Annotated in this window: 13 protein-coding genes; 6 read left to right on the plus strand and 7 right to left on the minus strand. The window is 46.2% G+C overall.

The window, feature by feature from the left end; translation table 11 throughout:
* Positions 1–14 precede the first annotated feature (14 nt).
* Both metG and V7O63_RS03205 read left to right on the plus strand, forming a co-directional pair.
* Positions 15–2,054: a methionine--tRNA ligase gene (gene metG, locus V7O63_RS03200; protein WP_340820082.1), complete on the plus strand. Its 2,040-nt coding sequence runs from the start codon at positions 15–17 to the stop codon at positions 2,052–2,054.
* Positions 2,055–2,802: 748 nt separating this feature from the next.
* Positions 2,803–2,997 carry a hypothetical protein gene (locus V7O63_RS03205; protein ID WP_340820083.1) on the plus strand — a complete coding sequence of 65 codons (195 nt, stop codon included), beginning with the start codon at positions 2,803–2,805 and terminating at the stop codon, positions 2,995–2,997.
* Here the strand turns inward: V7O63_RS03205 and V7O63_RS03210 are convergent, their stop codons facing one another.
* Positions 2,998–3,261, minus strand: a complete 264-nt coding sequence (locus V7O63_RS03210; RefSeq protein ID WP_340820084.1) for a type II toxin-antitoxin system mRNA interferase toxin, RelE/StbE family — start codon at positions 3,259–3,261, stop codon at positions 2,998–3,000.
* A gap of 5 nt (positions 3,262–3,266) precedes the next feature.
* Positions 3,267–3,485 carry a hypothetical protein gene (locus V7O63_RS03215; protein ID WP_340820085.1) on the minus strand — a complete coding sequence of 73 codons (219 nt, stop codon included), beginning with the start codon at positions 3,483–3,485 and terminating at the stop codon, positions 3,267–3,269.
* A gap of 461 nt (positions 3,486–3,946) precedes the next feature.
* Between V7O63_RS03215 and V7O63_RS03220 the strand changes: the two genes are divergently transcribed.
* Positions 3,947–5,914 (plus strand): ATP-binding protein, encoded by a 1,968-nt coding sequence (locus V7O63_RS03220; RefSeq protein WP_340820086.1) that lies wholly within the window; start codon positions 3,947–3,949, stop codon positions 5,912–5,914.
* A gap of 32 nt (positions 5,915–5,946) precedes the next feature.
* On the opposite strand, the gene cyaB is transcribed toward V7O63_RS03220, so the two are convergent.
* Genes cyaB through V7O63_RS03245 form a run of 5 tightly spaced genes read right to left on the minus strand, consistent with a single transcriptional unit; the run spans position 5,947 to position 9,869 of the window.
* Entirely contained in the window at positions 5,947–6,468 is a 522-nt protein-coding gene (cyaB, locus tag V7O63_RS03225; RefSeq protein WP_340820087.1) for a class IV adenylate cyclase, read from the minus strand.
* Positions 6,462–6,857, minus strand: a complete 396-nt coding sequence (locus V7O63_RS03230) for a Zn-ribbon domain-containing OB-fold protein (RefSeq protein ID WP_340820088.1) — start codon at positions 6,855–6,857, stop codon at positions 6,462–6,464. The genes cyaB and V7O63_RS03230 overlap by 7 nt, the downstream gene beginning before the upstream one ends.
* Positions 6,858–6,862: 5 nt before the next feature.
* Positions 6,863–8,035 carry a thiolase domain-containing protein gene (locus V7O63_RS03235; protein ID WP_340820089.1) on the minus strand — a complete coding sequence of 391 codons (1,173 nt, stop codon included), beginning with the start codon at positions 8,033–8,035 and terminating at the stop codon, positions 6,863–6,865.
* A 10-nt stretch (positions 8,036–8,045) separates the two neighbouring features.
* Positions 8,046–9,095, minus strand: coding sequence for a hydroxymethylglutaryl-CoA synthase (locus V7O63_RS03240; protein ID WP_340820090.1), 1,050 nt, complete (start codon positions 9,093–9,095; stop codon positions 8,046–8,048).
* Positions 9,096–9,128: 33 nt separating this feature from the next.
* Complete coding sequence (locus V7O63_RS03245; RefSeq protein ID WP_340820091.1) at positions 9,129–9,869, minus strand: helix-turn-helix domain-containing protein; 741 nt, start codon at positions 9,867–9,869, stop codon at positions 9,129–9,131.
* Between the two features lie 123 nt (positions 9,870–9,992).
* On the opposite strand from V7O63_RS03245, the gene V7O63_RS03250 reads away from it, so the two are divergent.
* Genes V7O63_RS03250 through purH form a run of 3 tightly spaced genes read left to right on the plus strand, consistent with a single transcriptional unit; the run spans position 9,993 to position 14,436 of the window.
* Entirely contained in the window at positions 9,993–10,811 is an 819-nt protein-coding gene (locus V7O63_RS03250; RefSeq protein WP_340820092.1) for a Dna2/Cas4 domain-containing protein, read from the plus strand.
* 51 nt (positions 10,812–10,862) lie between these two features.
* Positions 10,863–12,767, plus strand: a complete 1,905-nt coding sequence (locus V7O63_RS03255) for a phosphoadenosine phosphosulfate reductase family protein (protein WP_340820093.1) — start codon at positions 10,863–10,865, stop codon at positions 12,765–12,767.
* 52 nt (positions 12,768–12,819) lie between these two features.
* Complete coding sequence (gene purH / locus V7O63_RS03260; protein WP_340820094.1) at positions 12,820–14,436, plus strand: bifunctional phosphoribosylaminoimidazolecarboxamide formyltransferase/IMP cyclohydrolase; 1,617 nt, start codon at positions 12,820–12,822, stop codon at positions 14,434–14,436.
* Positions 14,437–14,593 lie beyond the last annotated feature (157 nt).

Here is a 14,593-nt window from a genome sequence, read left to right on the forward strand (position 1 = left end):
CATGGAGATAATAAATGTCAAACATTCCTTCTGATAAAGCCGTGCTTGTTACATGCGGCCTTCCGTATGCGAACGGAAAGGCTCATGTGGGGCACCTTAGAACATATATCCCCGCAGATATCTATGTGAGGTCACTGAACAAGAACTCACAGGAGACTACATTTGTCTGCGGCTCCGATACCCACGGCACTCCTATCGTTGTGAACGCAGAGGAGCTTGGTATCACACCTAAAGAACTCATGCAGAAGTATCATGTCCACTTCGAAGAGGTATTCAGGAAGATGGGTGTGAGGTTCGATGCCTACGGGACCACTGATGATGAAGAGAACCACAACCGTACACTTGAGATAGTCGATAAGCTGATGGAGAAGGGTTATGTCTATCCCAAGGTGATCGAGATCGCATACTGTTCTCAGTGTGACCGTTTCCTGCCTGACAGGTATGTAGCAGGTACATGCCCACACTGTGGTGAGCAGGCACGTGGTGACGAATGTGATCAGGGATGTGGCAAGCATCTGGAACCCGGTGAGCTCAAGGAACCAACATGTACTATATGTAAGGGTCCTGCCGAGTACAGGGAACAGGAACATTTCTTCTTCAAGCTCTCAGAGTTCAAGGACTTCCTGATGGACCATCTGGAACACCTTGGCGGTACACTTAACGCACGTAATTATGCAATGGGATGGATCAAGCAGGAGCTCACTGACTGGTGTATCACCAGGAACCTCGAATGGGGTGTGAAGTTCCCGGGACATGACGACCTCGTGGTATATGTCTGGGTGGATGCTCCTATAGGTTACATGGCCTTCACGGAAGAGTGGGCAGCAGAGACCGGCGGAGACTGGGAGAAGTTCTGGAGAGGTGACTGTCCGATAGTCCATTTCATCGGTGGGGACATCATCTATCACCACTGCATATTCTGGCCTGCAATGCTCAAGGGAGCGGACTACAGCCAGCCTTCAGCAGTGGTCGCTTCAGGTATGCTGAAGATCGAGGATAAGACCTTCTCAAAGAGCCGCGGATATGTTGTCTGGGTCGAGGAGGACTATCTTGACCATGGTTTCCATCCTGACCTTCTCAGATACTATCTTGTAAGTTACACCTCGCACACCAAAGAGGTCAATTTCTCATGGAAGATCTTCCAGGACAAGATCAACACCGAGCTTGTTGGCGTGCTGGGTAATTTCCTGTACAGGAACCTCCTCTTCGCGTTCAAGAACTTCGGGGAGATCCCTGAGGGAGACATCGACCCTGAGGTTCTGGAGAAGATCAACTCCACCATTGAAGAGGTTGTCAGGGCTAACTCCGAGTATGAGTTCAAGAAGGCTGCTGACACTGCAATGGCCCTTGCATCATACGGAAATTCATACTTCCAGGCAAATGAGCCCTGGAAGCTCATCAAGGAAGACAAGGATGCCTGCGGAAAGGTTGTTAAGAACTGCATCCAGCTTGCAAAGGCACTCATCCTGCTGTTCGAGCCAATGACCCCGGGCAGCATGGAAGTGGCATGGAAGCAGATCGGCATGGATTCTGATGTCCATGAAGTTACATATGAAGAAGCAACCGTCGAGGTAGTGAGCGGAACAAAGCTTGCAAAGCCGGGAATCCTGTTCACCAAGCTTGAGGACGATAAGATCGATCAGATGGAAGAGATCTCATCCAACCGTGTAAAGGCAGCAATGGCAAAGGAAGCCGGAATCAAGGAAGTAGAAATAATGGAATACAAAGACGAAATAGAATATGATGATTTTTCAAAGCTTGATATCAGGGTAGGCAAGATCCTCACCGCTGAGAAGGTCAAGAAATCAAAGAAACTCCTGTGTCTTCAGGTAGACATAGGAGACGAGGAACCAAGACAGGTAGTTGCAGGTCTTGCAGAACACTACGAGCCAGAGGAAATGGTCGGCAAGACCGTTAACGTGCTTGTGAACCTGAAACCTGTAAAGCTCTGCGGAGTCGAATCCAGAGGAATGCTCCTTGCAGCTGATTCAGGCGAGAAGGTTTCCCTGCTCAGTACAGATAAGGATATGGACCCCGGATCCAGCATTTGCTGATCGTTCAGTAAGGTTCTTTTTTGAGGATGGGCCGTGAAGGTCCATTCTGTTTTGATTTTTTAGTGGATCTGTTTTTTGTTCCTGTGAGCTATACTTTTGGAATTTTCAGATCACTGGCTCTGTAGAGATCCTGATAATTACAACTTTTGTCTCTGAATTTTTCAATAACTGTATAATTCCAATAGGGTTCAGGATGATGGTGAAGGAATACGCCACCTGCGGTGGATGGTTGCATTGTTCTTTGTTGCCAATGATCAACTGCTTTCAATCCTTTTTCTGCAGATTGTGATTAAAAACGCTATTTTTCCTCATAAAATTGATGATCTGAGATCATTTCAGGCATTCACGATTGTATGAGCCATTCAAGCGCAGGTTTCTACAGAGCAAAAAAATGAGCAAATATAAATGCTGGCATTTTTGAAAGCAAAGCAAAATTATCTGTTATTGCAAGAGCTGTATATCTGTGAGAGGATTATGCGCAGCATCTATATTCATAGGGCTTCAGATGAATCTTTCATCCGGCTCTATACACCGGATAGGTATGAACACGTACATATAATGTCGGTGATCATTTTTTGAAAAATGTATGTGTTTCACGCCTGTATGTGGTTAAAATGGACAGTGATGTACATGGGCTTATAGGAATGGTCAGATTCAAACCAACATATTTACATGCAACCACCCATTAACATATAATTAACAAGATTCCCTGTCATTTTCAACAACTTAAAAACAGGAAGTAATACCAATGCTCAGTATATCAGAATTGAAGGACCGGTTTAAAGAACAGGATCTGATATCACTTCTCTTTATGCGGGACTATGAGCTGTACGAAGGTATGATGACGAACTGCTGTGAAGAAAAGTGTCTTTCATGGGATTCCATTAAAAATGAGTGCAGGCTGTACAGGCCTGAAGAGCTGTTGAATAAGGATACAAAATAGTTAATAGATTATATCATGATGGTCGTAGTCAAGGATCCTTATCGCTTTGTTATCCTCATCAATCTCGTAGATAAGTACAAAAGAAGAGTCGATATGTACTCTCCTTGCACCGTGCAGATCACCACGTAATGGTTTATAATGATAGGGATTCTGGACAATTTGTTGAACCTTCTTGCCAATGATGCTCATCTGTTTTGGATTCTTTTTGGCAAGCTTCATGAATTTCCTGTCGACGATCTCAGATACAACAATGCTATATTCCATTGTTTTTACCCGTAACGTTCAGAAAAATCAGCAACCTGAATGAATTTTCCTTTTCTGATGTTGTCGAGTTTCTCCAGATATTCCTGCTTTGCTTCTGGTTCCTCAGATATCACGCTCTCCATGAACATCTGTATCTGCTTGCTCATGCTCATTCCATGAGACTTACACAGAGCGGAGAATTTTTTATATGTAGCTTCATCTACATTGAAAGTCTTTAATACCATCGATATCACTGTAATTAACTAATGTTTAATAATCTTATTTAACATTAATTAAAGAAATCTATTCTTTCATTATCGGAGATAAAATACGTCAGTCATAGGAAATAGAGTTAAATATCTAAAACATACAACGATCTTTCTTGTCTTCTTTAAATACTCCAATCGTGGGCTCACAGTGTAAGCAGGTTGCTCCGTACATCTTTGGATCTTATATTAGTCCGGGATATGATATATTTATACAAGATATGTTTATATAATTTAATTGTCAACCCTACATGATATAAAGTTGCTTTTTTGCTTCTTTTACTATTACAATCACTTAGCCCGGGTCATCAGAAATGGAAATGGAAAAAAAGGACATCTTTCTACATTCAATACTGTTTGTATTTACAGTGTTCCTGATGATTATTTTCAGTTACCTTTTATTCTCATCCAGTCTCAATGACATTGAAGAGCAGTATGTTATGCATAACACCCATATGCTGATCGATGAGATAGAAGATGATGAGATCAGAGTTGTCAGCTCAAGTGCTTCGAATCTGGCATTGTACGCACAATATGAAAGTATGTACACAAATACAAGCAAGCTCTATCATCTCTTATCTGATGACGGATTACTCAGGGCACACGGTATTGAATCTCTTCTCATCTATGATCCTTCAACAGCATCTCCTGTCTTCGAGCACACGATAAGCGGCTATCCGCCATCTGATGATATCGAAGGATATATCGTTTCCAATCCTGATATCTTTTCAAAATGTATTACTGAAGGTTCTCTCTCAGGTCTGGTCTTTATCCCTGAAAGGACAGTGGTAGTTGCAATGGAGTGCTTCAGTTCGGGAAATGGGAGTGCCTCTGTTATTGTAGTGTCCCACATGATCGACCTGAATTCAACAGGAGATGTATCTGATGGCCATATATCGGTCGTTATGGAAGACATAGAACATGGTTACGCTGTTAGTGGTTCAGCAAATCTGATAGCAGGTAATACTTCACTCAGTTCATTTGAAGCAGGCCTTCCTGCAGGAGTTGTTCCATTATACGACATAATGGGGGATCCGGTAAAGTTACTAAAGGTAGGAACAAAAGGCCAGACCACTGCAGAAGGACTGGAGATGGTGTTCTATCTTGCTGTTATAATAGTTTTTCTGGGTTCCGTTGAACTTTACCTCCATATCTATCTTGCAAAGAATGTGAACTATGCCAAATTCAATCTTCTCGTCCATGGACTTGGGAATATACAGAGAAGTGGAGATCTCTCATCCAGGGTAATTATCGAAGGTGATGACGAGGTCAACTTGCTGGCAAATAGCATAAACGAGATGCTGGGGTCACTTGAGGAAAAGGAAGGAAAATATCATTCTCTTTTCGAGCAGTCAAATGATGCTATCATGCTTTTAGGTCCTGATGCTTCTTTGATCGATACGAACAGCAAGACATCTGAATTGCTCGGATATACGTATTCTGCACTTCATACCATGGATATCAGATCCTTATCTCCAGAAGGTTATTCACCGAACCTTGTCGATATCTATGAGGATACCATGAATAAAGGATCTGTCAGGTCCGAGATCAGGTTAAGTCTGTCCAGCAAAAAAGATATCTATGCAGATATAAGTTCCTCGATGATCGATGAAGAAAAGGGCACGGTTCAGTTGATCATCCGTGATATAACTGAAAAGAGGATCTATGAGGATGCTTTGTTACATGCAAAGGTCGAAGCTGATGCTGCCAACCATGCAAAGAGCCAGTTCCTTGCAAATATGAGTCATGAACTGCGTACCCCCTTAAATTCCATTATCGGCTTCTCGGATATGTTGCTATTACAGTCTTTCGGGGTAATTAATGAGAAGCAAGAACGTTACCTGGGTAATATTTCAAATAGCGGGAAACATCTTCTGACCCTCATAAATGATATTCTGGACCTATCCAAGATAGAGGCAGGAATGATGGACCTGAATGCGGAGGAGGTATCAGTTACAGATCTGGTTGATGAGGTCGTAGGAACCGTTTCTTCACTTGCATCAAGGAAAGATCTCTCCTTAACATCAAATATCGATACGGAACTGACTCTGATCGAAGTTGATAGGAATAAGATAAAACAGGTTCTTCTGAATCTCCTTGGCAATGCTATCAAGTTCACTCCTGAAAAGGGCAGTATTACTGTGGAAGCAGGAAAACATGGTAAAAATGTCATATTTGCAGTTAAGGATACAGGGATCGGTATATCTAAGACCGATCAGGCATACCTTTTCTCTGAATTCACACAGGTAGATTCTGATCACAATCGTAAATATGAGGGAACAGGACTTGGACTCGCTCTGGTAAAGAAGTTCGTGGAAATGCACCAGGGACATGTCTGGGTAGCAAGTGAACCCGGAAAAGGTTCCATCTTCTATTTTGAGATCCCGGTAAAAGGGAACAAAAAGTAATTTCGGGGTGTTGTTCGGGGTATGAATATCCTCTATTCCTTCTCCAACACCATCTCAAGATAGGATGTCCTTATAGAATCCTCTTCTCCTATCCCGAAATTCTCCAGAAATGAGAATATCTGCTTTTTGTGGGTCTCGATATCCGACTCTGCGCCGATCTCGACTTCCATGAACTCGCCAAGTCCTTCGACACTGTCAAGGCAGATGGTCATATCCTCGTATTTGAAGACCTCTCTTATCTTCTTAACGACACCGGATTCGTAGAATCCAAGTGCAAGCAGGATGCTTCTTGTGTTTCCGCCATCGACATCAGTCTCGAATTCCTCACGGGTCTTGGATACGGTGTCCAGTTTCTTTCCCTTGTAGGTCATGACCGAACGGCCGTCGACGGAGCGTATCCTCAGTGCTTCATCAGTGTTCCCGAAATCCCGGTGAGGGGCGTTGAAATAGGTGTCGCTGTGATGCTGGACACCTATAAAATGAGCACCCATGTCGGTCAGCAGTTCCTTTGCCTGCTGATGATCGGCACGGGCTTTAACTTCTATCTCTAACATTTCTCAGGGACAAATTTGGTACCGTAGTAGATCATACCCTGTTCGCCGTCCTGTCCCAGCTTCCTGAACACAGGACTGACCTTCATGCCGATAGACACGTCTTTAGGATCGCATATGATCTGGCTTGTGAGGCTTGGTCCTTCCACCAGTTTGATAATAGCGAGGACATAAGGGGTCTGACCCTCAAAACCTTCAGCTGCGGTGTGTATAACAGTGAACGTCACGACCTCACCTTTTCCACTGAACTTGAAATCCTCTATCTCTCCCTCACGCCTGCATGCAGGACACATGTTACGTGGCGGGTAGAAATATTCATCGCACTGTTTACAGTGGGTACCAACAAGGTTGTATCTTGCTATCTGTTTTCTCCAAAATCGTGGTACTGACATGATAATCACCTGTTCCTCGATAAGATGTGGACAACAGCGGTCGCACCGGAACCTCCCACATTGTGGGTCATTCCAACCTCTGCTCCGTCTACCTGACGCTTTCCTGCCTCACCACGAAGCTGCTCGACGATCTCAACAGCCTGCTTCACACCGGTGGCACCTACGGGGTGTCCACATGACTTGAGTCCTCCTGAGGTGTTCACAGGTATCCTGCCGCCGATCGCTGTCTCTCCGTTCTGTGTGACAATTCCACCTTCTCCTTTCTTTGCAAAGCCCAGGTCTTCGATGGCGCATATCTCGGCAATGGTGAAACAGTCATGGACCTCTACAAGGTCAATGTCCTCTGGTCTCATTCCTGCCATCTCGTATGCCCTCTTTCCTGCTGCCACACTGGCATCAAGGGTCGTTATGTCCCTGCGGTCGTGCAGTGCAATGGTATCCGAGGCCTGTGCGGTTGCCTTCACATAGATAGGTGTGTCTGTAAACTCGTGGGCTATATCCGCTGGTGCGAGGACCACGGCAGATGCACCATCCGTGATAGGTGAACAGTCGAATATGTGCAGCGGGTCTGCAACCATAATGGATCTCAGGACCGAATCAACAGTGATCGGTGTCTTGTACTGGGCTATCGGGTTGTGCTGTCCGTTGCGGTGGTTCTTCACAGCGACCTCTGCAAGCTGTTCGCTTGTAGTTCCGTATTTGTGCATGTGAAGCCTTGCTATCATTGAATATAATCCCGGGAACGTCGCTCCCATGATACCTTCCCATTCCCTGTCAGCTGCTGCTGCAAGAGCTGCTGATGCCTTTGGTGAAGGAACATCGGTCATTTTCTCGGCTCCTGCTGCGATGACGATGTCATCCATTCCTGAGGCCACGGCATATATTCCCTGTCTGAGTGCCAGTCCTCCTGAGGCACAGGCAGCTTCAACACGTGTTGAAGGTACGTGTATGTTCTTTGCAAGACCTGAATAATCAGCGATAAGTGCACCTATATGTTCCTGCTCGACGAACTGTCCGCCGCTCATGTTACCGACGAACATCGCATCGATCTTCTCTCCTGCAACGCCTGCATCACTTACAGCACCTACACCGGCCTCGACGACCACATCTCTGAAAGAGCGGTCCCACAATTCACCGAATTCTGTGTTCTTAACACCTATGATCGCTACATCTCTCATTTTTGCCACCTCATGCTACCTTTATCTTGCCCTTATGCTTGGCGTAACTCGCATAGTCCATATACACAGGGTTTGCAAGGAGTTCTTCTACCTTTGGTGCTTTGTCACGTATCTCTTCTATCCTGTCGGTCACAGTGATGCTGAAAGCATCTCCGCCAGCTCCTGAACCGAACGCTGTTGCGAATATGCGGTCTCCGGGCTTTGCCTGGTCGAGTGTTGCTGCAATTCCCATCATGCATGATCCTGAGTACGTGTTCCCGAGCCTTGGTACGACAAGTCCCGGTTTGATCTGTTCCTTACTGAATCCCAGCATCTTGGCCGCACGGCTTGGGAACTTTCCGTTGGGCTGGTGGAACACTGCATAATCGTAATCCTCTGGTTTTGTATCCAGTTTGTTCATGAGTCCCTTTGCAGCGTTGGTGACATGTTTGAAGTAACCTGGTTCTCCTGTGAACCTGCCTCCATGTTCCGGATATGGCATTCCCTCACGCCTCCAGAAGTCAGGAGTGTCGGTGGTGAATGAATATGTGTCCTCGATGATCGCTGCAAGCTCTGATTCCTTGTTACCGATCACATAGGCGACCCCGCCAGCTGCTGCGGTGTATTCAAGGGCATCTCCGGGAGCACCCTGTGCCACATCGGCTCCAATAGCAAGTCCGAGGTCTATCATGCCTGAGGAGACAAGTCCCATGCATGCCTGGACCGCTGCGGTACCTGCCTTACATGCGAACTCGAAATCTGCTGCGGTAAGCACCGGTGTTGCACCGGTAGCTTCTGCTACTATAGTACTGGTAGGTTTGACAGCATAAGGATGGCTTTCTGAACCTGTATATACGGCACCTATTCTCTGTGCATCTATATCCGATCTGGTAACTGCGGCCCTTGCAGCCTCCACTGCAATAGTAGCTGCATCTTCATCAACATCAGGAACTGCTTTCTCATTTACCATCAGTCCTGCTTTGAGTATGTCTGCATCGTCACCCCATACGCGGGCGATGTCTTCGATCTTTATTCTATATTTGGGTACATATGCACCGTATGAGACTATCCCTACACTCATCTTAACACCGTTCAAATGTGCATTTATGCAATATTACTCGATAACATGGTATTCGCTGTATGTCTTCAGCGCCTCTACCATCTCGTCAATATCCATTGTCGTTGCAAGCAGGGGTATCCTGTCAATTTCCGCCATTTTCTTTGCCATCAGGTCAACATCACTTCCGCGCAGTCCGTGCATGACCACCGCACCCGGTTTCAGGTTCGTGACCCTCAGGGCGACCATTGGTGATTTACCGGTGGTGACCTTGGTGAATATCATTGCGCGTTCGGTACTCCATCCATAGAGCTTCTGGAACTCATGGGATGAAAGTTCGAGGATGGCTTTCTTACTGTCAACAACAGTAAAGCCGTAAAGTGGTTTCTCGACCCCTTTGTTCACAATATCCGCTTCAATGAGGTTGGCAAGTTTTGCAACCTGCATTGGGAATGTGTATTCGTATGTGGCATAGATGGCTTTTGACCTCTTGTCTGCAAAAAGGATCCCCTCGTAAGCATGAATCTTCTGTCCCCCTCTCTGTGCATCGATATCAAGGAGTGCTTCCACGATCCTGCTCACAATGAGCGTGCCCGGAGATTTCCTCCTGCCACTCTCATAGTCGCTGATGACCGAAGGAGAAACACTCAGATAACCAGAAAGGTCGGTCTGTGCGATCTCGAAGTTCAATCGCCATTTCTTCAGGGTCTCGCCAGGCTTTTCTGACAGCGTAATCTCGCCTGCCATCTTTTCTGCAAGACGCTGGCGAACCATTTCATGCGATTCGTCTTCACTCATGCTTTATATTCCTAAGGTTAGATTCCCATATATATTTAACGAATACAAGTTCGTTTATTGTCGATTCTATTTTTTGCATACCATTCATTTATTTATAGTATGATATTAATCAACTATTAAAATATGTTTCTCAGCAAAGCAAAAATACAGATCACAGTTTCTGAATTATCTCTCTATTTTTCCTGTGCAAGGAAGTTATATTACTCATGCCGCGGCTACAAACCGGTCTTTTCCTCTTCTCCTTACTATATAGAACACCTTATATTAAAGGAAATGGCCATGTCCTATCCATCTCTGTTGAAAGCCTCTTCGTCAAAAGACGATGCATCTCCGAAGGAACTTGAAGCTTTATTGTCCCAGGTGCTGGGTGATATAAGTATGATCTATCCTGTTGAGATGGAGGATGTCGCAACTGAGGTCCTTGAGGAAGTATCCGGCAACATCATGGGATACCTTCCGGGAATACAGCAGTCACTCTCCGCTCAGGCAGAGGACAGGGAACTATTGCTTCTGGGCGAGTGTCTCTCACTTCTTGATGATGAGCCGTTCCTCAGTTCTGAGAAGCTCAATATGACAGGCATTCCTTACAGGCTGGTGGAGGACAAAGGAAGCTTCGAGCCTGTGATCATCAAAACAGGCAAAGCTCCTGAGAATGGTGTGTGGATGAACGACAGGTTACATCTGGCAGCATTTGCCATGCTTGCGGAAGAGATGCATGGAACCCCTGTAAAGACGGGTCATGTTATGTATGCAAGGTCCGGACTTTTCAGGAAGGTGAACATACGTTCTACTGACCGCAGGCAGGTCCTGCAGGGCATTGGTCGTGTAAGGAAGATCAAGGACGGACATATGCCTGATAAAAAGGAAGGTCCGTTGTGTAGTACATGCGACCACTCAGAGATGTGTAACGTGAAGCCCTCTCTGGCATCAAAGTTCTTTTAAGTGACCGGGTTGCCAAAAGGCATTTAATATTTAAATATCTAGGTTGACAGAATGTCCAAACCTCTTTATCTTGGTGAATTGCTCCTTTACTGGTGCCCTTCATGTAATGTCCCCGTTCTTGGGAAAGAATGTTCCTGCGGAACCGCCACCACACAGGTTACAATTACTCCTCCGGGAGATATCCGTCCGGCTTTTGCCTATGAGATAGACCTTATCAACAAACTGTCAGTTGAACAGTTCAATGCACCACTGATCACAGATGACCGTGTGGTGGTCCTGAACAAATCCCCATATGATGACCGTATGGATGAGATCATCATTGACGGTGAGGTAGTAGGTATCATTCGCTTCGAGCTTGAGAAGCTCAAATGGGTCCTTCTTCTGAGACTGAACGGTGCACGCCGCATATTCGATAATGCAGATCACATGGCTCTTAAGAGCTGGGTATCCATTGATGCAGGTGCTGAGAAATTCATACTTGGCGGTGCAAGCGTACTTGCTCCCGGCATAAAGGATGCGGATCCTTCTATCGACTTACAGGATGAGGTCGTCGTCCTGACCCACGATGGCAGGGTACTTGGTACCGGACGTTCCCGTATGAGCGGGGAGCAGATGCGTGAGAAGGGCAAAGGTGTCGGTGTCAAGGTACGTTTCAAGGAGGAACCCCGTGAGATCACAGTACCCGAAGGCGGCCAGACATGGGCTGATGCGGTAAAGGCCAATGAGATATTCATGGACGACTTCATTGAGCGTTCCCATAAGTTCATCAAAAATGTATCCTCATCTGTGGACAGGCCTGCCACGGTGTCCTATTCAGGAGGAAAGGACAGTCTTGCAGTGCTTCACCTTGTGAGTGAATGCCTTGATGATTACGACCTTCTTTTTGCAGATACTGGCATCGAGTTCCCGGAGACTGTGCAGAATGTCCATGACGTGGTGGAGTTCTATGGGAAACCCCTCAATATGATAAGCTCCGGTGAAGCTTTCTGGGATTCCGTGGACAACTTCGGCCCTCCGAGTGTTGAGGTACGCTGGTGCTGCAAGGTGTGTAAGCTTGGTCCTATCACGCAGATAATCGACGATAATTATGAGAACGGATGTCTCACTTTCATAGGACAGAGGAAGTACGAGTCCAGTACAAGGGCAAAGAGTGAACGTGTGTGGAAGAATCCCTGGGTAGGGAATCAGGTTGCTGCCGCTCCGATACAGAACTGGACAGCAATGCACGTATGGCTCTATATATTCAAGAACGATCTGCTGTATAATCCTCTATATGAGGAAGGCTTTGACAGGATAGGCTGCTGGCTCTGTCCTTCATGCTCCGTTGCCGATCTTGTGAGGCTCAAGGAGACCCATCCTGAGATGGAGAAGAAGCTCAACGATTACCTGCTCTCATATGCAGAGCGCATGGGGCTGCCAGAGGAATGGGTAGAACACGGCTTCTGGAGATGGAAGAACCTGCCTCCTCAGTTAAAGGAGGTAGCGAAGAAAAAGGATATCAGCATAATTCCGGAGTGCAGCAATGAGAACGACCTGAACTTCTCCGTGACATCGGGTTATCGCCCATGTAAACAGGGAGGTATCTCCGCAGAAGGAGCTTTTGATGGTCCGATAGACCTTGGAAAGCTGGAACTCACCGGCATGCTGGAAGCAGCTGGAAAAGCCTCATACATGGAAGGCGTTTCAATGGTGACAAAAGGTGAGGACCGTGCCCAGGTATTCGCTTCAGGAAGTGTCACAGCAAGGAGTGATTCAGACAGGGGTGCCAGGAAGTTCATGAAAAAGGTGGAGCTTTCAGTTAGAAGAGCTGTCTTCTGCAGCGGCTGCGGCGTATGTGTCGGCAAATGTCCTCAGGGCCTGATAAAGATGAAGAAGGGCCTGGCGATCATCCGGGAAGGATGTACCCATTGTGGTAAGTGTATAGAGGGATGTCCTGTTGTCAAATTCAATTCATGAAACTGACCAGAAGCCTTTTAGTGTATATCCGCCAATCTTGTACGGTGATTTTTTGGTAAAGAGAGCACTGCTCAGCGTTTCTGACAAGACCGGAATTGTAGATTTTGCTCGTGGACTCGAAAAACTGGATATACAGATCTTATCTACCGGCGGAACTGCCCGTCTGCTTCGTGACTCAGGAATTGGTGTCACTGATGTAGCGGAAGTTACAGGTTTCCCTGAAATGATGGGCGGCAGGGTCAAGACCCTTCATCCTAAGATCCATGGTGGGATCCTTTGTATAAGGGATGACCATGATCATATGGGAGAGGCCCTGAAAGCAGAAGTAGAGATGATAGACCTTGTAGTGGTCAACCTTTATCCATTCGAGATAACAGTTTCAAAAGAAGGCGTACTGCTTGAAGAAGCAATAGAGAACATCGATATTGGCGGACCTGCCATGCTTCGCTCAGCAGCAAAGAACTATCGCTCAGTGAGCGTGGTATGTGACCCTGATGATTATGGGCATGTGCTGAAGGAGATCCGTTCAACAGGTGTTGTGTCCCAGGCATCAAGGGAGCTGCTTGCAGTGAAGGCTTTCAGGCACACGGCAGACTATGATGCAACAATTGACACTTATCTTAGTAAAGAACTTCTCGGACAGGATGTCCTCCGCATGAGCTTCAAGGATGGCGTGACTCTCAGATATGGTGAGAACTGGCATCAGGAAGCTAAATTCTATAAAGAGGATGGCATAACCGGTCCATCCCTTGCAAATGCAAAACAACTTCATGGGAAGGAACTCTCATATAACAATTATATCGATGCGGACAATGCACTCCAGACCGTCAAGGAACTGTCCTCTTCAAAACCTGCTGTGAATATCGTGAAGCACAACAACCCATGTGGCCTTGCCACAGGTAACACGCTTTTACAGGCACTTCAGGCAGCATGGGACGGCGACCCGATCTCAGCTTATGGAAGTATCATCTGTACCAACACTGTTTTCGACCTTCAGGCAGCTGAGTTCCTGAACGGAAAGTTCGTGGAGATAATCATTGCTCCCGGTTTCGAACATGATGCCCTTGAGTACCTTAAGAACAAGAGCGCGAATCTTCGTCTGCTCGAACTTCCTGAACTGAACGAGCCTTTCACTGTTGATGAGACCTATAAGTATGTGATAGGTGGTGTCCTGAAACAGTCAAGGAACATCGGTATCTATGACAAATGGGAATGTGTGACGGATATGCAGTATCCTGAGGACCTGCGCTCTGTGTCCGAGTTCGCAATGCATGCATGCAAATGCGTGAAGTCGAATGCAGTGACCCTTGCCTTTGAATACGAGGAGGGTTGCTACATGATGCTTTCAATGGGAGCAGGGCAGCCCAACAGGGTGGATTCCATCAGGAAACTTGCTGTAACAAAGGCACGCGAGAACCTTCAGGTAATGTATGACCGTGAAATTCCTGATGTGTCCTTTGAGGACTATGTCAGTGATATATTCTCAAAATGCGTGATGGCATCCGATGCATTCTTCCCATTCGATGACAGTGTGGTTCATGCATTTGAGGCGGGTCTCAGGTATATCCTGTCACCGGGAGGCTCTATCAGAGATGATGAGGTCATCGCTACTGCCAATAACCTGGGTGTTTCCCTTGTGTTCACGGGTATGAGGCACTTCTTACATTGAAGTGCTTATCTCCCTTTTTCCGTTCTTTTTTTCATGAACTTCCTGTTTTGTATGTACCGCAGTGTATATTAACAGCCCCCACATTATCATAAAGTTTGACGGTCATGTATGTATTTTGTGCATTACTGCACTTGTTTAGAAAACACTTATAAGTTAG

Origin of the sequence: Methanolobus sp. WCC4, from assembly GCF_038022665.1 — an archaeon.
Taxonomy (GTDB): domain Archaea; phylum Halobacteriota; class Methanosarcinia; order Methanosarcinales; family Methanosarcinaceae; genus Methanolobus.